The sequence below is a fragment of the Bacillus tequilensis genome (assembly GCF_012225885.1).
GTDB classification, from domain to species: domain Bacteria; phylum Bacillota; class Bacilli; order Bacillales; family Bacillaceae; genus Bacillus; species Bacillus tequilensis.
Genome location: NZ_CP048852.1, coordinates 2,359,679 through 2,383,653 on the forward strand (window position 1 = coordinate 2,359,679; position 23,975 = coordinate 2,383,653).

General features: G+C 46.1%; 24 protein-coding genes. 5 read left to right on the forward strand and 19 right to left on the reverse strand.

All coding sequences use genetic code 11. The features are described 5' to 3' along the window. Nucleotides 1–4: 4 nt before the first annotated feature. Nucleotides 5–1,528, reverse strand: coding sequence for an acyl-CoA carboxylase subunit beta (locus G4P54_RS12565; protein ID WP_167873874.1), 1,524 nt, complete (start codon nucleotides 1,526–1,528; stop codon nucleotides 5–7). Then, on the reverse strand, nucleotides 1,521–1,943 hold the full coding sequence (gene mce, locus G4P54_RS12570; RefSeq protein ID WP_167872831.1) for a methylmalonyl-CoA epimerase: 423 nt from the start codon (nucleotides 1,941–1,943) through the stop codon (nucleotides 1,521–1,523). The genes G4P54_RS12565 and mce overlap by 8 nt, the downstream gene beginning before the upstream one ends. Before the next feature lie 87 nt (nucleotides 1,944–2,030). Between mce and prli42 the strand changes: the two genes are divergently transcribed. Beyond that, complete coding sequence (gene prli42 / locus G4P54_RS12575; protein ID WP_019258837.1) at nucleotides 2,031–2,123, forward strand: stressosome-associated protein Prli42; 93 nt, start codon at nucleotides 2,031–2,033, stop codon at nucleotides 2,121–2,123. 21 nt (nucleotides 2,124–2,144) lie between these two features. Here prli42 and G4P54_RS12580 read toward each other — a convergent pair whose 3' ends face one another. From G4P54_RS12580 to brxB, 6 genes are all read right to left on the reverse strand, one after another. Continuing rightward, nucleotides 2,145–2,678 carry a L,D-transpeptidase gene (locus G4P54_RS12580; RefSeq protein ID WP_167872832.1) on the reverse strand — a complete coding sequence of 178 codons (534 nt, stop codon included), beginning with the start codon at nucleotides 2,676–2,678 and terminating at the stop codon, nucleotides 2,145–2,147. Between the two features lie 51 nt (nucleotides 2,679–2,729). Then, nucleotides 2,730–3,698: an aromatic acid exporter family protein gene (locus tag G4P54_RS12585; protein ID WP_167872833.1), complete on the reverse strand. Its 969-nt coding sequence runs from the start codon at nucleotides 3,696–3,698 to the stop codon at nucleotides 2,730–2,732. A gap of 72 nt (nucleotides 3,699–3,770) precedes the next feature. Then, complete coding sequence (gene artM / locus G4P54_RS12590) at nucleotides 3,771–4,493, reverse strand: arginine ABC transporter ATP-binding protein ArtM (protein WP_167872834.1); 723 nt, start codon at nucleotides 4,491–4,493, stop codon at nucleotides 3,771–3,773. Beyond that, nucleotides 4,486–5,145: an arginine ABC transporter permease ArtQ gene (gene artQ, locus G4P54_RS12595; protein ID WP_024715132.1), complete on the reverse strand. Its 660-nt coding sequence runs from the start codon at nucleotides 5,143–5,145 to the stop codon at nucleotides 4,486–4,488. The genes artM and artQ overlap by 8 nt, the downstream gene beginning before the upstream one ends. Nucleotides 5,146–5,227: 82 nt before the next feature. Next, entirely contained in the window at nucleotides 5,228–5,995 is a 768-nt protein-coding gene (gene artP / locus G4P54_RS12600; protein WP_167872835.1) for an arginine ABC transporter substrate-binding protein ArtP, read from the reverse strand. 270 nt (nucleotides 5,996–6,265) lie between these two features. Beyond that, on the reverse strand, nucleotides 6,266–6,703 hold the full coding sequence (brxB, locus tag G4P54_RS12605) for a bacilliredoxin BrxB (RefSeq protein WP_024715130.1): 438 nt from the start codon (nucleotides 6,701–6,703) through the stop codon (nucleotides 6,266–6,268). 160 nt (nucleotides 6,704–6,863) lie between these two features. On the opposite strand from brxB, the gene G4P54_RS12610 reads away from it, so the two are divergent. The 3 genes from G4P54_RS12610 to bmrR all read left to right on the forward strand — a co-directional run bounded on the left by G4P54_RS12610 (nucleotide 6,864) and on the right by bmrR (nucleotide 9,933). Then, a complete protein-coding gene (locus G4P54_RS12610; RefSeq protein ID WP_167872836.1) occupies nucleotides 6,864–7,757 on the forward strand; it encodes a YegS/Rv2252/BmrU family lipid kinase in 894 nt (297 codons plus the stop codon). Nucleotides 7,758–7,856: 99 nt separating this feature from the next. Beyond that, on the forward strand, nucleotides 7,857–9,026 hold the full coding sequence (gene bmr / locus G4P54_RS12615; protein ID WP_167872837.1) for a multidrug efflux MFS transporter Bmr: 1,170 nt from the start codon (nucleotides 7,857–7,859) through the stop codon (nucleotides 9,024–9,026). Nucleotides 9,027–9,096: 70 nt separating this feature from the next. Next, nucleotides 9,097–9,933 carry a multidrug efflux transcriptional regulator BmrR gene (bmrR, locus tag G4P54_RS12620; RefSeq protein WP_024715127.1) on the forward strand — a complete coding sequence of 279 codons (837 nt, stop codon included), beginning with the start codon at nucleotides 9,097–9,099 and terminating at the stop codon, nucleotides 9,931–9,933. 59 nt (nucleotides 9,934–9,992) lie between these two features. On the opposite strand, the gene G4P54_RS12625 is transcribed toward bmrR, so the two are convergent. The 8 genes from G4P54_RS12625 to G4P54_RS12660 form a co-directional block, all read right to left on the reverse strand. Continuing rightward, on the reverse strand, nucleotides 9,993–11,264 hold the full coding sequence (locus G4P54_RS12625; protein WP_167872838.1) for a dihydrolipoamide acetyltransferase family protein: 1,272 nt from the start codon (nucleotides 11,262–11,264) through the stop codon (nucleotides 9,993–9,995). 21 nt (nucleotides 11,265–11,285) lie between these two features. After that, complete coding sequence (gene bfmBAB / locus G4P54_RS12630; RefSeq protein WP_167872839.1) at nucleotides 11,286–12,269, reverse strand: 3-methyl-2-oxobutanoate dehydrogenase subunit beta; 984 nt, start codon at nucleotides 12,267–12,269, stop codon at nucleotides 11,286–11,288. A 13-nt stretch (nucleotides 12,270–12,282) separates the two neighbouring features. Next, a complete protein-coding gene (bfmBAA, locus tag G4P54_RS12635) occupies nucleotides 12,283–13,275 on the reverse strand; it encodes a 3-methyl-2-oxobutanoate dehydrogenase subunit alpha (protein ID WP_024715124.1) in 993 nt (330 codons plus the stop codon). A 21-nt stretch (nucleotides 13,276–13,296) separates the two neighbouring features. After that, on the reverse strand, nucleotides 13,297–14,721 hold the full coding sequence (gene lpdA / locus G4P54_RS12640; RefSeq protein WP_167872840.1) for a dihydrolipoyl dehydrogenase: 1,425 nt from the start codon (nucleotides 14,719–14,721) through the stop codon (nucleotides 13,297–13,299). 21 nt (nucleotides 14,722–14,742) lie between these two features. Next, nucleotides 14,743–15,834, reverse strand: a complete 1,092-nt coding sequence (gene buk / locus G4P54_RS12645) for a butyrate kinase (RefSeq protein ID WP_024715122.1) — start codon at nucleotides 15,832–15,834, stop codon at nucleotides 14,743–14,745. An 18-nt stretch (nucleotides 15,835–15,852) separates the two neighbouring features. Further along, nucleotides 15,853–16,947 carry a branched-chain amino acid dehydrogenase gene (gene bcd, locus G4P54_RS12650; protein ID WP_024715121.1) on the reverse strand — a complete coding sequence of 365 codons (1,095 nt, stop codon included), beginning with the start codon at nucleotides 16,945–16,947 and terminating at the stop codon, nucleotides 15,853–15,855. 11 nt (nucleotides 16,948–16,958) lie between these two features. Beyond that, nucleotides 16,959–17,858, reverse strand: coding sequence for a phosphate butyryltransferase (yqiS, locus tag G4P54_RS12655; RefSeq protein WP_167872841.1), 900 nt, complete (start codon nucleotides 17,856–17,858; stop codon nucleotides 16,959–16,961). A gap of 123 nt (nucleotides 17,859–17,981) precedes the next feature. Beyond that, complete coding sequence (locus tag G4P54_RS12660; RefSeq protein WP_167872842.1) at nucleotides 17,982–20,060, reverse strand: sigma-54 interaction domain-containing protein; 2,079 nt, start codon at nucleotides 20,058–20,060, stop codon at nucleotides 17,982–17,984. A gap of 152 nt (nucleotides 20,061–20,212) precedes the next feature. Here G4P54_RS12660 and G4P54_RS12665 point away from each other — a divergent pair, with 152 nt between their 5' ends. Next, entirely contained in the window at nucleotides 20,213–20,449 is a 237-nt protein-coding gene (locus G4P54_RS12665; protein WP_024715118.1) for a DUF2627 domain-containing protein, read from the forward strand. A 42-nt stretch (nucleotides 20,450–20,491) separates the two neighbouring features. Here the strand turns inward: G4P54_RS12665 and prpB are convergent, their stop codons facing one another. From prpB to mmgD, 3 genes are read right to left on the reverse strand one after another with little or no spacing between them, the layout of a single operon-like run. Further along, nucleotides 20,492–21,397 carry a methylisocitrate lyase gene (gene prpB / locus G4P54_RS12670; RefSeq protein WP_167872843.1) on the reverse strand — a complete coding sequence of 302 codons (906 nt, stop codon included), beginning with the start codon at nucleotides 21,395–21,397 and terminating at the stop codon, nucleotides 20,492–20,494. A 17-nt stretch (nucleotides 21,398–21,414) separates the two neighbouring features. After that, the gene (locus G4P54_RS12675) at nucleotides 21,415–22,833 is read right to left on the reverse strand and encodes a bifunctional 2-methylcitrate dehydratase/aconitate hydratase (RefSeq protein WP_167872844.1); all 1,419 of its coding nucleotides are present in this window, start codon (nucleotides 22,831–22,833) and stop codon (nucleotides 21,415–21,417) included. 20 nt (nucleotides 22,834–22,853) lie between these two features. Further along, nucleotides 22,854–23,972, reverse strand: a complete 1,119-nt coding sequence (mmgD, locus tag G4P54_RS12680; protein WP_167872845.1) for a citrate synthase — start codon at nucleotides 23,970–23,972, stop codon at nucleotides 22,854–22,856. Nucleotides 23,973–23,975: the final 3 nt, after the last annotated feature.

Here is a 23,975-nt window from a genome sequence, read left to right on the forward strand (position 1 = left end):
CATATTAAAGCGGTATGTTACCGTGCTTTTTTTTCGGTCTCTCTTCTGTCTTATGTGCAAGCATGTGGAAAGCTTGAATCAGTCTTTTCCTTGATTCTTCCGGCAAAATGATGTCATCGACCATTCCGCAGGCCGCCGCTTTGTATGGGCCGGCGTTTTGCTTTTTGTATTCAGCTGATTTTTCGCGCTTTGTCTTTTGCGGGTCTGCCGAAGCTTTTATTTCCTTTTCATACAAAATAGATGCCGCGCCTTCTGAACCCATCACTGCGATTTCAGCATTCGGCCACGCAAACACAAAATCCGCTCCGATTGCTTTGCTGTTCATAGCGACATAGGCGCCGCCGTACGCTTTTCTGATAATGAGCGTGACTTTTGGGACGGTCGCTTCTGCATAGGCAAACAATAATTTTGCTCCGTGCCTGATAATTCCGTTATGCTCCTGCTGTACACCGGGAAGAAATCCCGGAACATCCTCGACAGTCAGCAGCGGTATATCAAAGGCGTCGCAAAAACGGATGAATCTTGCCGCTTTATCAGCAGCGTCAATCGTCAGACTGCCCGCCAGATGCTTCGGCTGGCTCGCAATAATGCCGATCGTTTTTTCACCCAGCTTGGCAAATCCGATGACAATATTTTTCGCGAAAAACGGCTGAATCTCAAAAAAAGACTGCGGATCAGCCAGCTCCTTAATCACCGTCCGAACATCATACGGCTTTGTTGTGTCAGCGGGCACGAGACGGTTGAATAACGGTCTGGAGGCCTCTTTCTCTGGCTTTGGCGCTGTTGTCCGGCCATTCAGCGGCAAATAAGACAGCAGTTTTCTCACCCCTGTCAGAACCTCCTTCTCCGTATGTCCGGAAAAGTGGGCGTTTCCGCTGACGGCATTATGTATTCCCGCTCCGCCTAAGCTCTCCGCATCAACCTGTTCTCCTGTCACTTTTTCAATCACTTTCGGCCCTGTAATAAACATTCGGCCGGTCTGCTCAGCCATAAAAATAAAATCTGTGAGTGCCGGAGAATATACAGCGCCTCCAGCACACGGTCCTAAAATAACCGAGATCTGCGGAATGACTCCGGAATATAAGACGTTTCGGTAAAATATGTGACCGTATCCATCTAATGATACCACACCCTCTTGAATTCTCGCACCACCTGAGTCATTCAGTCCGATAATCGGCGCCTTATTTTTTGCCGCCAGATCCATCAGAGCGCAGATTTTCTTGGCATGGGTTTCACCAAGCGCTCCGCCGAACACTGTGAAGTCTTGCGCAAATACATAAACTGGGCGGCCGTCAATTGTACCGTATCCTGTCACGACTCCATCCCCTAATATGCACTGTTCTCTTGTTAACACTTGACTTTCCATGAAGGGATGCAACTCGATAAAGCTGTCCTGATCCAGAAGAAATGCAATCCTTTCCCGAGCAGTAAGCTTTCCTTTTTGCCGCTGCTGAGAAAGCTTTTCCTGTCCTCCGCCTTCTTCTGCCTGCCTGCGTTTCGTGTATAAATGATCAATATGCTCATTCATGTTCATTGTGCTGGTCTCCTTTCGGTTCACAAAGCTCTACAAGAACGCCGTTTGTTTCCCGCGGAGAAAGAAAAGCGATCTTTTTCCCGTTTGCTCCCTGCCTCGGATACCGGTCGACCAATTGAACTTTCCGGTCAGACAATGCTTGAAGCTGTTCAGATAGGCCGTTGCACAAAAACGCAATATGATGCAGCCCCTGCCCTTTCCTCTCTAAAAATAAACAGACGGGGCTGTCAGCTGTCAGCGGCTCTATCAGCTCCAGTTTGACGCTTCCTGCTTGAAAAAAAGCGACATTCACCTTTTGCTCTTCCACCGTTTCTTGATGAAGAAATGTTAGCCCCAGTATATTCTCATAAAAGTTTCTTGCTTCCTCTATCGAAAAAACAGCTATCCCAATATGGTCAAGCCTGTTCATTTTCATCCCTGCTTTCCAAATAGATATCGCTTGTCCGCCCATTCAAAACACGCTAAAATATAGACAGATTGTCTAAGGAGTGAAATCATGTCTCAAAAACTGATGAAAAGCGTTTTGATCGTGATTTTGGGAGTTTTTATTCTTTCAACTGTACTCTCAGGAATCGTTATGTTTTTCTAACGATAAAAAAGCAGGCGGGCCTTATTGAATAGGAACATCCTGCTTTTTTATCAAAGCTTTATGCTCGATAGCAACCTCTTCAAAAGAGCGGGAGTCGTCCGTAATCAGCACTCTCGTCCCCACCGGAATCATTTGAAACAGATGAACGACATCATCATTATGCATACGGACACAGCCGTTAGACACAAATTTCCCTATTGATTCTTCCCGGTTCGTCCCATGAATTCCGTAAATCCGGCCGTCTGTTCCTTTCGCGTCAAAGCCGATCCACCTTGCCCCAAGCGGGTTGTCAGGAGCTCCCCCTTCAATATTTTTCTTTCTGTAGTAAGGATTCGCCGCTTTTACCGTTACCGAAAATTCTCCTTCAGGGGTCAGATCGTCTGTTTTTCCGGTCGCCACGCTATACACGCCTTCTACTTTATTGTCGAGGATGACAGCCAGTTCGTTTGTTCTCTTGTTGACAATGACATACGGATCGCCCGGAAGCGGGTTTTCGCCAAGCGGCCAAATCGGTGAAATCATCATCATAAAAATCGAATATAAGAAAAAACGCATGAGCTCCTCCTTTTTCATTAGGTTGACCAATGAAGGAGGAGCTCATGCGAATCATGCGAGTGATTTTTGTGCTTTTATTCCTTTGAAATAACTTTTGATGACTAGATATTGTTCCATTTCCCCGAGAAGATGGAAGAGAGCGGCTCGTGCTTCAAATTCTTCTCTAGTCGCCGGAAGCGGCATCTCTTCAAATTCTTTTCTCATGTCAGCAAGTCTTTTCAAAAATTTGTACGCCGTGTTTCCCGGGTGTATCGCTTCCCGCAAATCGTGAATAAATTCAGCGATCATTTTCCCCTGCTCTACCGTAATCGAGATCGAAGTCACTTTAGGAAGAAGGCGTTCGATAATTTCAAATTGCTTTTCTCTCATTTTAAAATAATGATAATGCTGGTTTTCGTAGCGCAGAATGTGGTTTTGCACATCTCGGTATGCCAGGTTTTTCGCCTCCGAAATGAGCCGGTGCGTTTCCGGAATTTCTTTTCCGCTCCAATCTTGCTCACCAGTTAACAAATACCGCTCTATTTCTGCGAAAATGACAGCGAAGTTATCCTCTATCTTTTTTCGATAGGCAATCAGCTTCCGGTCCAGACTCGGCATATACAAGTTCATCAATAGAGCGACACCGATGCCAACCGTAATCAGCTGAACTTCATTCCAAATGAAAGCAGGCGTAATGCCGCCGGACATGTATAAATGAAGGATAATAACGGAACTGGTGACAATTCCCTCGTTAATTTTTAACAGGACCGTTATCGGAATGAATATCAAGAGAAGCGCTCCGATCACAAACGGATGATAGCCAATCAGCTCGAAAAAGAGATAAGAAAAAACAATTGCCAGACAGCATGCCGCAAAGCGGGCCCATGACGCCTGAAGCGACCGTTTTTGCGTAATTTGAATGCACAAAATGGTGATGATTCCTGCTGAAGCGAAGTTTTGCAAATGCAATAGCTGGCTTAGATAAATAGCCAAAGCCGTTCCAAGCGCTGTCTTTATTGTGCGGTAACCAATTTTAAACATGTCGGACTCCATTTCTATTTGTTTCTTCAATAAAAAAGAAGAAGCCATCAGCCTTCTTCTTTTTTCTATATTCTATAATATTTTCTCTAAAAAGTCCTGCGCTCTTTTGGATTTTGGCGCAAGAAAAAATTCTTTCGGATTGCCGTCCTCGACAATCGTTCCTTGATCCATAAACAGCACTCGGTCTGCCACTTCTTTTGCGAAGCCCATTTCATGCGTGACAATCACCATAGTCATGCCGGTTTCGACCAGCTCTTTCATCACCTGGAGCACTTCTTTGACCATCTCCGGATCAAGTGCAGAGGTCGGCTCGTCAAACAGCATGATGTCCGGATTCATCGCAAGAGCCCGGGCGATGGCGACACGCTGTTTTTGCCCGCCTGATAAACGGTTTGGATAGTCATTTCTCTTTTCGAACAAACCGACTTTGCGGAGCAGCTCTTCGGCTTTTTCCTGTGCAGTCTGTTTTGGCTCCTTTTTGACATTGACAGGCGCGTACATGATGTTTTCGAGAACCGTTTTGTGCGGAAAAAGATGAAAATGCTGAAAAACCATTCCGATGTTTTCCCGGACTTTTAATGTGTTGGTTTTCTGCTTCGTGATCTCCTTATCTTTGATTGTAATGGTTCCGCCGTTAGGCTTTTCCAACAGGTTTAAACAGCGAAGGAATGTTGATTTGCCTGAGCCAGAGGGACCGATTACGGCAACAACCTCACCTTCAGCGATCGTTGTTGATATATGTTTTAATACTTCGTGTTTCCCAAATGATTTTGACAGCTTTTCAACTTTAATCATTGGATTTCAGCTTCCTTTCTACAGCCTTGCCGATAAACGTTAAAATCAGGACAAGCACATAATAAATCAATCCGGCGATAATGAGCGGCTCAAGGTAATTATAAGTGGCTGCGCCAGCTTGATATGCGCGTCTCATGACATCACCAAGCCCGATGACAGTGACGATCGCAGATTCTTTTGTTAACGTAATTAATTCATTCACAATTGCAGGTGATATATTTTTGAAGGCCTGCGGCAAAAGCAAATCCTTCATCATTTTGCCGTATGGGACACCCAGTGCGACAGCCGCCTCTTTTTGCCCTTTATCAATGGCATTGATTCCGGCTCTGATAATTTCCGATACATAAGCGGCGGAATTCAATGACAGTGCAACAACCGCAGCCCAAAACTGGTCAATTTGAAAGCCGAGCAGCTGAGGAAGCCCGAAATAGACAATCATAAGCTGCAGCACTAAAGGCGTCCCGCGGAACACTGATGTATAAAAATCAGCGATCCAGATCAGCGGACGGAACGTGCTGATCTTGCATAAGCTTAGCACAATACCCAGTATAAGTCCGATAATGGCTGATACAATGACAATTTTCAACGTAATTGCCAGGCCTTCTAATATAAAAGGAATTTGGGGGATCGTTGCGGTAAAATCCAAATTCATAGTCTTTGTCTCCTTTTCTTACAGGAAAAAAGATTTTCCTATTCAATAAAAAGGCTCAACGAAAAAAGTTGAGCCGCTTTTTTTACTTCTCGCCAGTGAACCATTTCTTCTTCAATTTCTCAAGCTCTCCGTTCTCTTTCATTTCCTTGAGTGCTTTATTGAATTTGTCTGTCAGTTGACTATTTTTTCTGAAAGCAATTGCTGAGCCGGCTTCCTCCGCTTTCGCATCAGGAATTACAAACCCTTGCAGGTCGTCATTTGATTTGAAATACCCTTCTGCTACCATGTCTTCGATAATCGCGGCATCAAAGCGGTCTGATTTGATTTCCTGTACCAGATCGGAAATTCTGTTGCGGTCTTCTGTTTTAAAACCATATTCCGCAGAAAGCTGTTTCCCCTTCTCTTCCTGAATAGAACCCAGCTGAACGCCGACTGTTTTTCCTTTCAGGTCTTTCAGAGATGAAATGCCGCTGTCTTTTTTGCTGACAATCATATGGTTCGCTGTGTAATACACATCGGAAAAATCAACTTGTTTTTTACGATCAGGCGTCGGTGTCATTCCTGACAGAACCAGATCCACCTGTTTTGATTTCAGCGCTGTGATCAAGCTGTTGAAGTCCATATCCTGAACTTCAATTTCATAGCCAGTCTTCTTCGCAAGCGCTTTTGCCAAATCCACATCAAAGCCGACAATATTATCGCCTTCTTTATATTCAAACGGTTTGTAATCCGCCGAAGTGCCCATTATAATTTTTTTCTTGCCTTCACCTGAACCAGAGTTGCTTGACCCGCAAGCGGATAGTGCTAAAGTGATGCAGGCAGCCACAAGTAATAAGAGCCATTTTTTCATGATCCATTTCCCCCATATTCATTACGTTTAGTGTGTTTGAATATTTATTCGTTAATTTGTATTTTAAACAGTTTCTTATTTTTATGCAATACTATTTTTAAAAATTATCTTCAAGCTTATTTTTCTAGTACTCTCTTTTTTGATCATACGAGATAAAAATAGATTCATTGTACAATCAAATTGTATAATCTCTTAATATTTATTCATGTTCATCTGGAATTTTATACATAAAAAAAACCCGGGTGCCTAAAAGGCTCCGGGTTTTTCGTCTTATACTTCTTCACAATATTCTTCAAAGGCTTCTTGCAGCTTTGCCACAACCGCCATCGGTTCATGGCCTTCAATTTCATGACGCTCTACCATTTTCATGATTTTTCCGTCTTTCAAAATCGCAAAGGACGGAGAAGATGGCGGGTAACCTTCAAAATAGTCACGCGCTCGCGCTGTCGCTTCTTTATCCTGTCCGGCAAAAACGGTAACGAGCTGATCAGGTCTTTTATCATAGTGAACCGAATGGTATGCTGCAGGTCTCGCAATTCCTCCGGCGCATCCGCAAACAGAGTTTACCATGACTAACGTCGTGCCTTTTTTCGCAAGTGCCTCATCCACCTCTTCAGCTGTTTTCAGCTCAGTGTATCCGGCAGCTGTAATTTCTTGTCTCGCCTGGCGGACAATATCATTCATAAATAAATTAAAGTCCATATTCAATGAAGACCTCTCCTTTTTCATCATCTGTTCCTATGATAGCAAGGAAACGCCCATATCGGCAAATGACATTGCTTGGCCGTGCACTTTTTTCGCTTTCCGTTTACTGCTGAGAGAAAAAGGGGATGATATTACCAGATGTAAAAATAAAGGAGCAGTTTTTATGAGCCACCGGAAAGCATTACTGATTCATAACGGAAATGCCGGCAACAAAAATATAGAAAAAGCATTAGGGACTGTGGTGCCGGTATTATCACAATCTTTAGATGAGGTGATCATTAAACAGACAAAGCAAGAAGACGATGCCTATCATTTTTGCCAATCCATTGATGATACTGTCGGCACCATCTTTATTCTCGGCGGCGACGGCACGGTCCATCAATGCATAAACGGCATCAGTGCTTTAGAAAAAAGGCCAGTAGTCGGGATTTTGCCAGGCGGCACTTGCAATGACTTTTCGAGAGTGCTTGGCATCCCTCAAAACCTCGCAAAAGCAGCAGAAGCACTTGTGTCAGGAAAAAAAACACGCATAGACGTATGTCAGATGAACGACCGCTACTTTTTAAATTTCTGGGGGATCGGCTTGATTACAGAAACGTCAAATCAAATTAACGAAACGGAAAAAGCATTATTGGGAAAAATCAGCTATTTTACTAGTGCTTTACGAAGTGTCTCATCTGCTGCATCATTTCCGATGACATTAACAATTGACGGAGAAGAAATTAAAGAAGAAGCCGTTATGCTGCTTGTTATGAACGGCCAATACATTGGAACGAATCGAATTCCTCTGCCTGATGCCAGTATAGAAGACGGCTTACTTGATATCCTCATCTGCCGCAACACCAGCCTCACTGCATTGCGGGAGCTGATGAGCATGGAACAGGGCACAATTGACCGTTTTTCCGGAGAGCTGTCTTATATCCAGGCCTCTCGTATCGAAATTGAAACAGCCCCGGCCAAAAAGGCTGATATGGATGGAGAAGTTTATACACATACGCCCGCGGTGATTCAAGTCCTGCCGCAGCACATCGACATGCTTGTTCCTGCAAATGAATAACTGTCTTGCGCGCTTAGAAAGATTTTGCAAATCCGTTGACTCTCCCCTAAGAGGAGGCTTTACAGTATAAGGGATACACTTTAAAAAAGGGGAAGTCACATGGAGAAACAAAATATCACCTTAACCATATTATTGATCAATTTATTTATTGCTTTTTTGGGGATCGGACTTGTCATTCCGGTAACACCTACCATAATGAATGAATTGCATTTATCGGGTACCGCGGTGGGCTATATGGTCGCCTGCTTCGCTGTTACACAGCTCATTGTTTCACCAATAGCCGGCCGATGGGTTGACCGCTTTGGACGTAAAATCATGATCGTGATCGGCCTGTTTTTCTTTAGTGTTTCGGAGTTATTATTCGGCATCGGAAAAACAGTTGAGATGCTGTTTATATCCCGTATGCTCGGCGGTATCAGCGCGGCCTTCATTATGCCCGGGGTCACGGCTTTTATTGCAGATATCACGACCATTAAAACACGGCCGAAAGCGCTCGGATATATGTCAGCAGCCATTTCAACAGGCTTTATTATCGGCCCCGGGATCGGGGGATTTTTGGCGGAAATCCATTCCCGCCTCCCGTTTTTCTTTGCGGCGGCCTTTGCATTGCTGGCAGCCATTTTATCAATCTTCACGCTGCGCGAGCCGGAGCGAAATCCAGAGAATCAGGAACTAACGGGGCAGAAAACAGGCTTTAAACGGATTTTTGCCCCTATGTATTTCATTGCTTTTCTTATTATCCTGATTTCGTCTTTCGGTTTAGCGTCATTTGAATCGTTATTCGCGTTATTCGTTGACCATAAATTCGGATTTACGGCAAGCGACATCGCCATTATGATTACAGGCGGAGCGATTGTCGGCGCCATTACACAAGTCGTCTTATTCGATCGCTTCACAAGATGGTTTGGCGAAATTCATTTAATTCGGTACAGCTTACTTCTCTCGACGAGTCTGGTATTCTTGATGACAATCGTGAATTCTTATACTGCGATTCTGCTAGTTACAGTCACCGTGTTTGTCGGATTTGATCTCATGCGTCCTGCGGTAACGACTTATCTGTCAAAGATTGCGGGAAATGAACAGGGGTTTGCCGGCGGTATGAATTCAATGTTTACAAGCATCGGCAATGTATTCGGGCCTATTATCGGCGGAATGATGTTCGATATTGATGTAAACTATCCATTCTACTTTGCAACAGTTTCTTTAGCCATAGGCATTGCGCTGACCATTGCTTGGAAAGCGCCTGCACATGCAAAAGCCAGCACATGATAAAAGCGTATTCTTTGTATACTGCAAAGAATGCGCTTCTTTATTATACTGATATAGAAGGAGTGATGGCATGGAGGAATCTTATTATTCAATTGGAGAAGTTTCAAAACTGGCAAACGTGTCAATTAAGGCGCTCCGTTACTATGATAAAATTGATTTATTTAAACCGGCCTACGTCGATCCGGATACCAGCTATCGCTATTATACTGATTCTCAGCTCATTCATCTGGATTTGATCAAATCATTGAAATACATCGGCACACCTTTAGAAGAGATGAAAAAGGCACAGGACTTAGAAATGGAAGAACTGTTTGCTTTTTATTCGGAGCAGGAGAAGCAAATCAGGGAGAAATTAGACTTTTTATCAGCATTGGAGCAAACCATCGCAATGGTAAAAAAGCGAATGAAACGGCAGATGGAATTTCCCGCGCTCGGCGAGGTGTTTCTTTTAGATGAAGAAGAAACACGCATCATTCAAACAGAGGCAGATGGAATCGGGCCTGAAAATGTGCTCAACGCCTCCTATAGCAAATTGAAAAAATTTATCGAATCAGCAGATGGATTTACAAACAACAGCTATGGCGCCACTTTCTCGTTTCAGCCGTACACCAGCATTGATGAAATGAAGTACCGGCATATCTTCACGCCTGTATTAACGAATAAACAAATTTCTGCGATTACGCCGGATATGGAAATCACAACGATTCCTAAGGGCAGGTATGTTTGTATCGCATATAACTTTTCACCTGAGCATTATTTTCTCAACTTACAGAAGCTTATCAAGTATGTCACTGACCGCCAATTGACTGTTGTCAGTGATGTCTACGAGTTAATCATACCGATTCATTACTCACCGAAAAAACAAGAAGAATATCGGGTCGAAATGAAAATCCGAATTGCTGAATAACATCTATAGAAAAAGAGCATTTTTTGAATGTATGTTTCAAAAAATGCTCTTTCTGCTATTTAGTAAACTGACGTTTTCTCGTCAATCGATTCTAAAATTTGTTTTACCCGTCCCAAGAATCGACCGCACACAAGGCCGTCCAGCACTCTGTGATCCAAGGACAGGCACAAATTGACCATGTCTCTGACAGCAATCATGCCATGCTCCATGACTACCGGGCGTTTGACGATAGATTCCACCTGAAGGATGGCAGCCTGAGGGTAGTTGATAATGCCCATCGACTGAACAGATCCGAACGAACCTGTGTTGTTGACGGTAAACGTCCCTCCCTGCATGTCGTCTGCTGAAAGTTTTCCTTCTCTTACTTTTTTGGCGAGATCCGTAATTTCTCTCGCAATGCCTTTAATTGTTTTTTCATCAGCGTTTTTAATCACAGGAACAAATAAAGAATCCTCTGTGGCAACCGCGATTGAAATATTGATATCCTTTTTCTGAATGATTTTGTCGCCCGCCCACATGCTATTCATTTGCGGGAATTCTTTTAACGCCTGAGCGACTGCTTTTACAAAAAAGGCGAAGAACGTTAAATTAAATCCTTCTGTCTTTTTGAAGGAATCTTTTATACTGTTGCGATATGCCACCATGTTTGTGACATCAACTTCCATCATCGTCCAAGCATGCGGAATTTCTGTTTTGCTCCGTTTCATATTAGAAGCAATCGCTTTTCTTACAGCTGTAACTGGGATTTCTTGATCTCCGGCGGCAGACGCAGGATATGAAATTTCTTCCTTCGGCTCCGGTTTTGGTCCAGCTTCTGATGCGGTAGCTGCTGTCTTCGGCTCCTCAGCACGTTCTTGCACGCCGCCTGTTTCAATGACTTGCTGAATATCTTTTCGCGTAATGCGGCCGCCGGCACCTGTTCCTGTCACTTGATCAAGATCAATGCCATGCTCTCCGGCCAAACGAAGTACAGCCGGCGAGTAGCGCTTTTTATTGGGCTGATCGTTTGCTTCGGCGCTGCTTTCTGCGACAGGCGTCTCAGCTGCTGATGCCACTGGCTGCTCCTGTTTTTGTTCGGCCGGATCTGCGCCTTCTATTTCGATTTTACAAATCACTTCCCCGACTTCCAGAGTCTGGCCTTCTTCGCCAACAAGCTCTGTAATCGTCCCGCTAAAAGAAGACGGAACCTCTGCATTTACCTTATCCGTCATGACTTCCGCGATCGGATCGTATTTGTTCACTTTATCACCTGGGGCGACAAGCCATTTGCTGATCGTCCCCTCTGTCACGCTTTCTCCAAGCTGCGGCATCGTCATTTGTTCAATTGCCATGATTGTATCCTCCTTACGTCTTTAAAACTCCGCTAATTCTCTCATCGCCGCTTCCACTTTATCAGGGTTGACCATAAAGTATTTTTCCATTGTCGGCGCATAAGGCATAGCCGGAACATCAGGACCTGCAAGCCGTTTGATCGGCGCGTCTAAGTCGAACAGACAATGCTCGGATATAATCGCGGCCACCTCACTCATGATGCTGCCTTCTTTTGTATCTTCTGTGACCAAAAGGACTTTACCTGTTTTGGATGCGGCTTCGATGATAGCTTCTTTATCAAGCGGATAGACTGTTCTTAAATCAACTACATGCACTGAAATACCATCTTTTTCGAGACGTTCTGCAGCCTGTAGTGCGAAGTGGACACACAGGCCATAAGTGATCACCGTGATGTCGTCGCCTTCCCGTTTTACATCAGCCTTGCCGATCGGCAGGACATAGTCATCTGCCGGAACCTCTCCTTTTATGAGACGGTACGCGCGTTTATGCTCAAAAAACAGCACCGGATCTTCATCACGAACCGCGGCTTTTAAGAGTCCTTTCGCGTCATACGGCGTTGAAGGCATGACAATTTTCAGTCCGGGCTGATTGGCGAAAATCGCTTCGACTGATTGAGAATGATAAAGTGCCCCGTGCACGCCTCCGCCGTATGGCGCTCTGACGACAATCGGGCAGCTCCAGTCATTGTTGCTTCGGTAACGGACTTTAGCAGCCTCGGAGATAATTTGGTTGACCGCCGGCATAATAAAATCGGCAAACTGCATTTCGGCAATCGGCCTCATGCCGTACATAGCCGCTCCGATACCGACTCCGGCGATCGCTGATTCAGCAAGCGGCGTATCCATCACGCGCTCTTCTCCGAACTGTTCATAAAGTCCGGCTGTGGCTTTAAACACACCGCCTTTTCTTCCTACATCTTCCCCAAGGACGAAAACGCGAGGGTCTCGTTCCATTTCTTCTTTCATCGCCAAATTGATTGCATCAATATATGACATTACTGACATTTGTTCTTCCTCCCTACTTCGCATACACATAATCAAGCGCTGACTCAGGAGCTGCATAAGGAGCGTTCTCCGCTTCATCTGTCGCTTCATTGATGATTGCCATGATTTCATCCAGCATGGTTTGTTCTGTCTCATCAGACAGCAGGCCTATTTCTTTTATGTAAGCTTGATAAGTAAGCAGAGGGTCACTTTTTTTAGCTTCCTCTACTTCTTCACGGCCTCTGTAGCTGCTGTCATCGTCATCACTGGAATGCGGTGTAAGGCGGTAAGAAATGGTTTCAATTAATGTCGGGCCCTCTCCTCTGCGCGCCCGTTCACGCGCTTCTTTGACCGCTTGATAAACTTCCAGCGGGTCATTTCCATTCACGGTTACGCCAGGCATCCCATAGCCTACAGCACGGTCGGAAATGTTCTCACATGCGACTTGCTTATCGTATGGGACTGAGATTGCGTACTTATTGTTTTCACACATGAAAATAACCGGCAGCTTATGGACAGCGGCAAAGTTTGCCCCTTCATGGAAATCGCCTTGGTTCGAAGAGCCCTCACCAAACGTAACAAAGGCTGCGATATCCTTTTTCTCCATCCGTCCCGCCAGTGCAATGCCGACTGCGTGCGGCACTTGCGTTGTAACCGGAGATGATCCTGTCACGATGCGGTTTTCCTTTTGCCCGAAATGCCCCGGCATTTGACGGCCTCCTGAGTTCGGATCTGCCGCTTTAGCAAACCCGGACATCATTAGGTCCTTTGCCGACATGCCAAACGCCAGCACAACGCCCATGTCTCTATAATACGGCAGTACATAATCCATCTCGCGGTCAAGAGCGAAAGCAGCTCCTACCTGTGCAGCTTCCTGTCCTTGACAAGAGATCACGAACGGGATTTTGCCAGAGCGGTTTAACAGCCACATTCTTTCATCGATTTTTCTTGCTAACAGCATGGTTCTATACATATCAACGGCTTCCTGATCAGTCAGCCCTAGTGCTTGATGTCGGTTTGTACTCATTCAAGCCCCTCCTTTATGCTTTTAAAAATGAATGGCTTTGCCGTCTGCGGCAAGCGCAGCTTCTCCAATTGCTTCAGAAAGCGTTGGATGCGGATGAATCGTTTGTCCAATCTCCCACGGCGTCGCGTCCAGCACTTTGGCAAGCCCCGCTTCTGAAATCATGTCAGTGACATGCGGGCCGATCATATGCACGCCAAGGATATCATCGGTATCACGATCAGCCACGATTTTTACAAATCCGTCGCTTTCTCCGTATACAAGCGCTTTTCCAATGGCCATAAATGGGAATTTGCCGATCTTGACATTATGTCCGTTCGCCTTTGCCTCTTCTTCGGTTAAGCCGACACTGGCAGCTTCAGGGCTTGAGTAGATGCACTTCGGTACAAGTGCTGGCTCAAGCGGGTGCGGATTGAGGCCCGCAAAGTGCTCGACGGCAATGATTCCTTCATGTGATGCAACATGTGCTAACTGAAGGCCCCCGATCACGTCTCCGATTGCGTAAATATGAGATTCCTTCGTTTGGCAGCTTTCATTAACTGAAATGACACCATTTTCAGTGACAATATCGGTGTTTTCGATGCCGATGCCTTCGATATTTGCCTGTCTGCCGATGGAAACGAGCATTTTTTCTGCGGAGTAGGTAACCGTTTCTCCAGCTTTTTCAGCCTGTATGCTAATGTCATCCGGCGTTTTTGTCATTGTGTCAGGCAGCACTTTTGCCCCTGTGACGAACTGAATGCCTTTTTTCTTCAGAAGACTTTCCATTTCTTTTGAAATGTCTTGATCTTCAGTCGGCAATATGCGGTCCGCGTATTCAATAACCGTAACCTTCACGCCAAAATCATGAAGCATAGACGCCCACTCAATCCCAATAACGCCTCCTCCGACGATGATGATCGATTTAGGGAGCTTCTCCATTTGGAGAGCCTCATCCGAAGTCATGACATGCTCGCCGTCCGCTTCAAGGCCCGGAAGCATTTTCGGTCTTGATCCTGTTGCAATGATGACTTGTTTCGGGATCAGCATATCATTTTCTTCGCCATTTCCCCGTTCTACAGAAATCGTTCCCGGCAGCGGAGAGAAGATTGACGGACCGAGGATACGGCCATATCCGTTATACACGTCGATTTTTCCTTTTTTCATTAAATGACTCACGCCGGCCGCAAGCTTATCAACAACAGCTTGCTTACGCTGCTGGACTTTTTCAAAGTTGAGGGATACGCCAGCCGTTTCCACTCCGAATTGGTCGGCTTCACGGGCTGTCCGGTATACCTCTGCGCTTCTAAGCAGCGCTTTACTCGGGATACAGCCTTTATGCAGACATGTTCCTCCGAGATTTTCCTTTTCTACAACGGCTGTTTTTAAGCCGAGCTGAGCGGCTCTGATGGCCGCGACATAACCGCCGGTACCACCGCCCAATATGACTACATCATACTCAGTTGCCATGGTGACTCACTCCTCGTCTGTCTATTCAATACGATATTGTTTAGATTGCTCTTCGCCCAGCAATACCCTGAGTGCCCCTTGCGCCAGAGACTGCAATTCATTTTCTCCCGGATAGACGAAAACATCTGAAATCCAATCTATGTATGATCTGATACTGGAAACAAAGCTTTTGCCGTACGCAAGGCCTCCCGTCAGCACAATCGCTTCCACTTCACCTTTTAAAACAGCACTGGCTGCCCCAATTTCCTTTGCTACCTGATATGCCATGGCATCAAAAATGAAGCGTGCTTTTTCATCGCCTCTCTGAATCATTTGTGCCACTTTTTCTGCCTCATTCGTACCGAGATAGCCGAAAAGCCCGCCAGTCCCAACCAATTTTTTCATCATTTCTTCTTTTGCATACTGTCCTGAAAAACATAAATTGATAAGGTCGCCCGCAGGCACTGTTCCTGCACGTTCAGGACTGAATGGCCCCTCTCCGTGAAGGCCGTTGTTGACATCGACCACTCGCCCATGGTCATGGACGCCAATTGTAATACCGCCGCCCATATGGGTAACAATCAATTTTGTATTCTCATACCGTTTGCCAAGAGAGGCTGCCGCCTTACGGGCGACAGCTTTTTGGTTTAACGCATGGAAAATGCTTTTCCGTTCAATCTCAGGCATGCCTGAGATTTTTGCGAGCTCTGACATTTCATCTACGACAACAGGATCGACGATATATGAAGGGATGTTCAGGCCGTCAGCGATTTCCCGCGCGATAATGCCGCCGAGATTAGAAGCATGCTGGCCGGCATAGCCGCTTTTCAAGTCCTCAATCATGTCATCATTCACTTCGTAAGTTCCGCCTTCAATCGGCCGGATAAGGCCGCCTCTGGCACAGACTGCATCAAACTTTGAGATATTGATTCCTTGTTCATGAAGCGTTTCAAGAATTTGGTATTTTCGAAACTCATACTGATCAATAATATGGTCAAATCGCTGCAGCTCTTCAATGTCGTGTCTCAATGTTTTTTCAAAAATGCTACGTTCGTTATGAAAAACACCAATTTTCGTTGAAGTTGAGCCTGGATTAATTGTGAGAATGCGCTTTTCCTCATGTAGCACTTCCATAACCCCCAGTTCAATTTCTTAACGTCTGCTTAATACACTGTGGCCGTTTTGCAAAAACTGGCTTCTTGAGCGACGCATGCGTTCAATCCGTTCCTCTGCCAAGCGGTCAGCCGCTAAATACGTCGGAATGCCGTCACGCTGAGAAATATCAAGCACTCGCTCAATATTGCCGTAAATGCCTTCAACTTTCTTCAATGCGCGTTCTGCATTATAGCCGTTTAGCTCATCTGCCACGTTAATGACGCCGCCCGCGTTAATGACATAATCCGGTGCGTACACGATGCCCATTTCGTGAATTTGATCGCCATGGCGTGTTTCTTTTAATTGATTGTTTGCCGCACCCGCGATGACTTTCGCCTTCAGCTGTCTAATGGTGTCATCGTTGATTGTCGCACCAAGGGCGCACGGCGCATAAATATCGCAGTCTTGTGTATAAATCTCTTCCGGATCAACGGCACGGGCGCCAAAATCTTCAACTGCACGCTGTACGGATTGTTTGTTGATATCCGTAACGATTAAATTCGCCCCTTCTTCATGCAGGTGGCGGCATAGGTTGTAGGCCACGTTCCCCACACCTTGCACAGCGATGGTTTTTCCTTCAAGAGAATCGGTTCCGAAAGCGGCTTTAGCTGCTGCCTTCATTCCTCTGTACACTCCATACGCCGTAACCGGGGATGGATTTCCGGAAGACCCGAAGGCAGGCGAAATCCCTGTGACATAGTCTGTTTCATCATGAATGATGTCCATATCCTCAACCGTTGTGCCCACATCTTCAGCTGTAATGTACCTGCCGTTCAGACCTTGAATAAAACGGCCAAACGCGCGGAACATTTCTTCATTTTTATCTTTGCGCGGATCGCCGATAATGACTGTTTTTCCGCCGCCAAGGTTTAAGCCTGCCGCCGCGTTTTTATAGGTCATGCCTTTTGCCAGCCTGAGCGCATCTTCAATTGCCGCTTCTTCATTTTCATATGTCCACATTCTTGTTCCGCCAAGCGCAGGACCTAGTGTTGTATCATGAATCGCGATAATCGCTTTTAAGCCTGATTGTTCATCTTGGCAGAATACCAATTGTTCGTAATCGTATTTCTCCATATATTTAAAAAGTTCCATGTTTGTTCCTCCTAGTGTGTGTATTCTTCAGATGCGCATATCGCCAGCGCAATCGAATACAATTTATTTTCAGCGGAGTCCGCTCTGCTCGTTAAGGCAATCGGCGCTTTAGCTCCTGAAATCACTGCCGCCACACTGGCCTTCGCAAAATAAATCAGTGATTTATATAAAATATTGCCGGCTTCAATTGTTGGGACGAGAAGGATATCAGCGCTGCCCGCTACGTCTCCTGAAATGTTTTTCTGGGCTGCGGCAATTTGTGATACTGCGTTATCCAAAGCAAGCGGGCCATCAACAATACAGCCTTTGATCTGGCCTCTTTTGCACATTTGAACAAGAGCGGCTGCATTCATTGTCGCTTCCATTTTCGGGTTCACCATTTCGACCGCTGCCAGAGCAGCTGCTTTTGGCATATTGTTCCCTACCGCACGGGCCACATGAACGGCATTTTGCAAAATGTGCCGAAGCTCTTCCAGCGAAGGCGCAATATTCATTGCCGAATCTGTCACAAGCATCAATTTGTCAAAGTCCGGTATATCAAACACAGCCACGTGGGAAAGGACATTGGATGACCGAAGGCCCTCCTGTCTGTTCAATACCGCTTTAAGCAAAACAGAAGTCGGTACATTTCCTTTCATTAAAACGTCCGCTGTTTTGTGATGGACAGCATGAACGGCTAATTTTGCCGATTCCTCAGGTGTGTCGGCATGAACGATTTCCACTTGATGGCCTTGCATGGATGCTGTCAGCTCGTTCAGTTTTTTGCTGTCCCCCATTAACAAAAAACGGGCGGATAAGTGCTCGGCTGCCAGCTTTACAGCCCGAATCACTTCCTCATCCTCAGCATGGGCAACCGCAATGGTCTTGTTTTTGTACATCGACGCTTTGCCGATCAGATCTTTCAGCTTCATCTGTTACCACCTTTCTTATTTCGACTCCGCCTTTTATTATGCAAGTTCCATGCCAGCTCCCCGCTGCGCTGTCATACCTGATGTATTGAAGACTCATGCAGATGCTTGCGTTTATTCTGCAAATTATTGCATGCCTTCATTTGCAAGGCCGTATTTATCCATTTTGTAATATAAGTTCCGAATGCTGACACCGAGAGCTTTCGCTGTTTTTGTCCTGTTAAAATGATGCTTTTCGAGCGTTTGCTGGATCAAATGCGCTTCAAATTTTTCTACTGCAACAGACAGCTTTTCGCCTTCAATATCCGGAAAATCAAAGCCTGTCCCCTGTTCTGTGACGCTTTCTGTTTGCTTAAGTTCGAATACAGGCAAGTGATCTTTTTCAATCCATTCCATATGCGGATTCAGAAAAATCATGGCTCGTCCAAGGACATTTTCCAGTTCGCGGACATTGCCGGGCCAGTGGTAAGCGGATAAGGCACGCAGGGCTTGCTTTGTAAGCCCCTTTACATTCCTGCCATAATCCCTGTTAATCTTTTGAATAAGCCTGACGCTGAGTACCTCAATGTCCTCCAGCCGCTGCCGCAAAGGCGGGATCGAGATCGGATAGCGATTAATCCGGTAATACAGGTCCTCGCGAAACGTTCCATCCGCCATCGCTTTTTCAATATTTACATTTGTAGCAGCAATCACTCTGACGTTGACAGGGATTGCTTTCGCGCCGCCCACTCTGACGATTTCCTTCTCTTGGAGGACGCGGAGCAATTTCGCCTGCATATTTTGTGTCAGCTCGCCGATCTCATCTAAGAAAATACTGCCATTATTCGCTTCCTCGAATAAGCCTTTTTTGCCGCCGCGTTTCGCTCCCGAAAATGCTCCATCCTCGTAGCCGAACAATTCTGATTCGAGCAGGTTTTCAGAAAGGGCTGCACAATTCACGCGAATAAATTTATTGTATTTCCGGTCGCTTTCGTTATGGATGGCATGGGCGAACAGTTCTTTTCCCGTTCCTGATTCTCCGCGCAGCAAAATGGTTGCCGGCGTTTTCGCCCCGAGCTTCGCCTGCTCAAGCGCCACCAGCATTTGCTCGCTTTTGCCGATAATGTCGTCAAAAGTGTATTTTGCTTCTAACGTGCGAATGATTTGTCTGGCGCGGTCCAGCTCAGCTGTCAGCATTTTAATTTCGGACACATCGTGAATCACACCGACGCTGCCCTTCAAAATCCCGTCCACAATCACCGGCGCTACATTGACGATGACCTCTTTTTTATTCGGGCCGACCTTCATTCTGACACCGCGGACAGGGCGTCTTGTTTCCAGCACCTTTAAATGCATGCTTTCGCCTTCAGAAATATCGGTGCTTGCTGGCTTGCCGATGACTTCTTTTTCAGAAAGCCCCGTCATTTTCGTATACGCTTTATTGATCAAGAGGCCGATGCCGTTTTCATCAACGACAGAAATCGCTTCATCGGAGGATTGAATAATCGCCTCAAGCATCGTACGGACCTGCTTTAAGTTGGTCACTTCCTCTGCCAGTTCGACCGCGTCTGTGATATCTTTAAATACACAAAGCGCCCCGAGCAGGCGTCCGCCTTCATCAATAATCGGCAGTCTTGTCGTTACAATTTGCAAATGATCGTCTAAAAGCTGCTTCTGGTTATATTCAGGCACTCTTGTTTTTAAAATCCGCGGCATCTTCGTGCTCGGAATGACTTCTTTTATCGGTTTCCCGATCACTTCCTCACGCTTTTTCCCAACTATTTTTTCAGCCATATGGTTAAAAAGAATGATTTCTTCATTGATATCAATAAAAATCATCCCGTCATGGGTGGAGTTAAAAATTCTGTCGTGTTTGTATGTTTGCTCTTTCAGCATTTGAATCAGGTGCTGCTTTTCTTCCATCAACTGAAAAACGATGTACGCCATTTTTCCCGGCATGACAATGGTCTCTTCATGCTTTTCCTGCAAGAGTTCGTCAAACACCGCTTGATCGCCGGCCGTATGAATGACGATATCCGGTTTTTGCTGTATGTAAGGTCTCCAATCAGATGAAACGGCAATCCCATACTGTTTTGCTTCTTTCAATCCCTGCGCCTCGGGGTCTTTGTCAATAACGGCAATGATCTCTATGATGGCTGTTTTGATCAGCATATGTAATAACGCCGTTCCCCTTTTACCGGCACCTACAATCAGTACCTTTTGCATCCCGTTACCCCTTTATATGAAAAAATTTGCACACCTAATTATTCCGTTGCAATAATTTGCACAATCCTATGTTACCACGTTTTCTTCTCTTGACAAAATATTTTTTCCGCTGGACAATAAAGGAAATATAAAGATAAAGGGGTTTTCTGAGGATGAGCCGACTTCTTGCGCTTTTGATATTAGTCCTCCCCGGCGCCATTTCCGCTTTAGGCATTAAGCTGATGAGGGATTCGCTTTTCGGCCATACAATAAAGCCGTTTGCAGCTCTTTGGCTCCAAGCTTTGTCAGGATTCATCTTTTTTGCGTTCGGCCTTTATGTGCTGGCCGGGTTCATTTTATACAGAGACAGAAAACGCAATCAAGTCAGCCCGCGATTCAGAAAACGATAGCAGCAAAAAAGCCGGAGTGTTCTCCGGCTTTTTTGCTCGAAACTATTCATCAGGCAAAACGGTCTTGGCGATCGCTTTATCTAACGCTTCATAGTCATAATAGGAAATCGTATCGTACAGTTCTTTTCGTGTCTGCATATCGTGAAGGCCTTCTTTTTGTGAGCCGCTCTCCTTCATCAAACGAAACATCCGCTCATAAGCTTTTGCCGCCGCCCGAAGCGACGTGACAGGATAAATCACCATCTGAAACCCCATATCTTCGAATTCTTCGGCGCGATAATACGGTGTTTGCCCAAACTCGGTCATATTCGCAAGGAGCGGAACAGAGATGCGCTCGGCAAACTGGCGGAATTCGTTCTCCGCCTGAAGTGCTTCAGGGAAAATCGCGTCCGCTCCAGCCTCCATATAAGCCTCTGACCGTTTCATCGCGGCATCAAGCCCTTCCTGCGCCCTGGCATCTGTACGGGCAACAACGATAAGGGAGGGTGCCGCTTGCTTGATCGCTTTTATTTTTTGCGCCATTTCCTTTGTCGGAACGAGCTGTTTGCCATTTAAATGCCCGCATTTTTTCGGGAGCTGCTGGTCTTCTATTTGAACGGCGGCAGCCCTCGCTTCAAACATCTCACGGGCGGTTCGGGCGGCATTTAACACACCGCCAAATCCCGTATCGATATCGACAAGCAGAGGGAGATCAGCTGCACGCACAAGATCTTTGGCCCGCTCAGCCATCTCTGCCGACGTGATGATTCCTAAATCAGGAAGCCCCCTGCTGGCTGTATATGCCGCACCAGACAAATACATAGCAGAAAAACCGGCCTCCTTCGCAAGCAAGGCGGCCATCCCGTCATGGGCACCGGGGATTTGAAGAATGTCCGGCGCTGACATTAGCTTGCGGAAGCGCCCGGCAAGCTCCTCTTGTGACGATTGCTTATTGACGATCCACGACATGACGCAAGCCTCCTTTTTTATACGCAGAACATATCTACAAATTCATTGACGCGCATCGTTTGTAATGTCTCATAGCTGGTACAGCGCTCATAAATGTGTTTGTGCTGTTTATCAGCAAAATGGGCTTTGAGATTGACAGAAAACTTTTCCAACAGTTTCGGCACCGCCTCGTCTCTTCGAAAACGATGGCCTAGCGGAAATTCACATTCCACCATTTCCGTGCTTGTTCCATCTTTAAAATGAACCTGTACGGCATTTGAAATCGAACGCTTATCGGGTTTCAAATAATCCTCGGTATATGTTTTATTTTCAGTCACTTCCATTTTATTACGAAGTTGATCGATTCTCGGATCACTTGCCGTCTCAGCCTCATAATGCTGCGCGGTGATATCACCAAGCAGCAAACCGATCGCTGTGATGTATTGGAGGCAGTGATCACGGTCCGCCGGATTGTGAAGCGGTCCTTTTTTATCAATGATTCGGATAGCGGATTCGTGTGTTCTGATCACAATACGGTTAATCTCATCAACCCGGTCCTTTACCTGCGGATGAAGTATGACAGCGCACTCGGCTGCTGTCTGAGCATGAAATTCCGCAGGATATGACACTTTAAACAGCACATTTTCCATAACATAAGCATCGAGCGGACGGGCGAGTTTGATCTCTTGTTTATTGAATAAAACATCTTGGAAGCCCCACCCCGGTGCGCTCAAAGCAGTCGGATAACCCATTTCTCCTTTTAACGCCATCAGCGCCAAATGAACGCCTCTGCTCGTTGCGTCCCCTGCCGCCCACGATTTGCGCGAGCCTGTATTCGGTGAATGCCTGTATGTCCTCAAGGCTGCGTTATCAATCCATGCGTTCGAAAGTGCATTTTTGATTTCTTCTCTCCCGCCGCCTAATAGCTTTGCTGCAACAGCGGTTGTCGCAACTTTGACAAACAGCACATGATCAAGGCCAACTCGGTTTAAGCTGTTTTCTAACGCGAGCACACCTTGAATTTCGTGTGCTTTGATCATCATTTCAAGTACGTCGCGTACCGTTAAAGACTCTTTTCCTTCAGACAGCCTTACTCTCGATACATAATCAGCAACAGCAAGGATTCCTCCCAGATTATCAGACGGATGCCCCCACTCCGCCGCCAGCCACGTATCGTTGTAATCGAGCCAGCGAATCATGCAGCCGATATTAAATGCCGCCCTTACCGGATCGAGAACATATGACGTTCCCGGCACTTTGCTTCCATTCGGCACAATTGTTCCGGGAACAATCGGGCCGAGCAGCTTTGAGCATTCGGGATACCGGAGCGCCAAAATCCCGCAGCCCAGCGTATCCAGCAGCACATGCCCGGCTGTTGTAAACGCCTCAGAACTTGTAATCTCTTTCTCCAGCACATAGTCAGTGATTTCTTCAATGACGTGATCCGTTTTTAGCATTCTACCAGTTCCTTTCATCATTAAGATTTCGTCTGTTGACGCGGGCCCAAATAGCTGACACGAGGGCGAAAGAGACGGTTATTGGCATGCTGTTCAATGACATGGGCGCATAAACCGGCCGTTCTCGCGCTGAAAAAGACAGGCGTATACAAAGGAATCGGTATGCCGAGCATCCAATACACCGGTGCAGCGTAGTAATCTAAATTCGGATAAAGCCCTTTTTCTTTCTCTATCAGCCGCTCGCCTGCCTCACACATCTCGTATAAACGATGGTCACCGGCTTTGTCGCATAATTGCTGGAGTGCCTCTTTCATCATGAGTGCTCTCGGGTCCATTTTTTTCATATACACTCTGTGGCCGAATCCCATAATTTTTTCTTTTCTTTTCAGTTTTGTTTGCAGAAGCTGTTCAAAATCGGACGTTGTTTCCGCATCCAAAAGCATATACATCACGGCTTCGTTTGCTCCACCGTGAAGGTTTCCTTTCAGGGAGGCGACAGCCCCTGTCAAAGCGCCATAAAGATCCGAATGTGTAGAAGCGATGACCCTTGCCGCAAAGGTTGAATTCGGCATCTCATGCTCACTGTACAGGACGAGCGACCGGTCAAAGATTCGTTCTTCCAGTGAGGACGGCAATTTCCCTGTCATCATGTATAGAAAATTCGCACTGTAGGATAGGGGGTGCTGCGGAAGAATCGGCTCTTTTTTATTGATGATTCTGTAGCTGGCAGCAGTGAGGGCAGGCATTTTCCCAAGAAGCTGATAAGCGCGTTCTTTGTTTGCGGAAGGAGACCGATCATCAATTTGCCGATCATAGCCTGCAAGTGCCGACAGGCCGGTACGCAGGCTATCCATCGGATGCGTGTGCACAGGGAGCAGCTCAAGCAGTCGGAGAATATCAGCCGGCAGATTTGATGCGCTGTTTATGCTTCTTTCCAGCGTTGTCGTTTCACTTTCTGCCGGAAGCCGGCCCTCCAGCAATAAATGGACAAGCTCCAGGTAGCTTTTTGTTTTAGAAAGTTCCATCAAGTCATAGCCTCTTATCAAAATCTGGCTGGACTGCGTGTCAAGATAAGAAATGTGCGTTTCTGTCGCAATGACACCGTCCAATCCCGGAGAATATCGCTGTTTCTCCTCCATATC

Coding starts and splice junctions, on each gene's coding strand:
- G4P54_RS12565 (WP_167873874.1), bottom strand. CDS start 1,528: ATGAATGAGCATATTGATCATTTATACACGAAACGCAGGCAGGCAGAA.
- mce (WP_167872831.1), bottom strand. CDS start 1,943: ATGAACAGGCTTGACCATATTGGGATAGCTGTTTTTTCGATAGAGGAA.
- prli42 (WP_019258837.1), top strand. CDS start 2,031: ATGTCTCAAAAACTGATGAAAAGCGTTTTGATCGTGATTTTGGGAGTT.
- G4P54_RS12580 (WP_167872832.1), bottom strand. CDS start 2,678: ATGCGTTTTTTCTTATATTCGATTTTTATGATGATGATTTCACCGATT.
- G4P54_RS12585 (WP_167872833.1), bottom strand. CDS start 3,698: ATGTTTAAAATTGGTTACCGCACAATAAAGACAGCGCTTGGAACGGCT.
- artM (WP_167872834.1), bottom strand. CDS start 4,493: ATGATTAAAGTTGAAAAGCTGTCAAAATCATTTGGGAAACACGAAGTA.
- artQ (WP_024715132.1), bottom strand. CDS start 5,145: ATGAATTTGGATTTTACCGCAACGATCCCCCAAATTCCTTTTATATTA.
- artP (WP_167872835.1), bottom strand. CDS start 5,995: ATGAAAAAATGGCTCTTATTACTTGTGGCTGCCTGCATCACTTTAGCA.
- G4P54_RS12610 (WP_167872836.1), top strand. CDS start 6,864: ATGAGCCACCGGAAAGCATTACTGATTCATAACGGAAATGCCGGCAAC.
- bmr (WP_167872837.1), top strand. CDS start 7,857: ATGGAGAAACAAAATATCACCTTAACCATATTATTGATCAATTTATTT.
- bmrR (WP_024715127.1), top strand. CDS start 9,097: ATGGAGGAATCTTATTATTCAATTGGAGAAGTTTCAAAACTGGCAAAC.
- G4P54_RS12625 (WP_167872838.1), bottom strand. CDS start 11,264: ATGGCAATTGAACAAATGACGATGCCGCAGCTTGGAGAAAGCGTGACA.
- bfmBAB (WP_167872839.1), bottom strand. CDS start 12,269: ATGTCAGTAATGTCATATATTGATGCAATCAATTTGGCGATGAAAGAA.
- bfmBAA (WP_024715124.1), bottom strand. CDS start 13,275: ATGAGTACAAACCGACATCAAGCACTAGGGCTGACTGATCAGGAAGCC.
- lpdA (WP_167872840.1), bottom strand. CDS start 14,721: ATGGCAACTGAGTATGATGTAGTCATATTGGGCGGTGGTACCGGCGGT.
- buk (WP_024715122.1), bottom strand. CDS start 15,834: ATGGAAGTGCTACATGAGGAAAAGCGCATTCTCACAATTAATCCAGGC.
- bcd (WP_024715121.1), bottom strand. CDS start 16,947: ATGGAACTTTTTAAATATATGGAGAAATACGATTACGAACAATTGGTA.
- yqiS (WP_167872841.1), bottom strand. CDS start 17,858: ATGAAGCTGAAAGATCTGATCGGCAAAGCGTCGATGTACAAAAACAAG.
- G4P54_RS12660 (WP_167872842.1), bottom strand. CDS start 20,060: ATGCAAAAGGTACTGATTGTAGGTGCCGGTAAAAGGGGAACGGCGTTA.
- G4P54_RS12665 (WP_024715118.1), top strand. CDS start 20,213: ATGAGCCGACTTCTTGCGCTTTTGATATTAGTCCTCCCCGGCGCCATT.
- prpB (WP_167872843.1), bottom strand. CDS start 21,397: ATGTCGTGGATCGTCAATAAGCAATCGTCACAAGAGGAGCTTGCCGGG.
- G4P54_RS12675 (WP_167872844.1), bottom strand. CDS start 22,833: ATGCTAAAAACGGATCACGTCATTGAAGAAATCACTGACTATGTGCTG.
- mmgD (WP_167872845.1), bottom strand. CDS start 23,972: ATGGAGGAGAAACAGCGATATTCTCCGGGATTGGACGGTGTCATTGCG.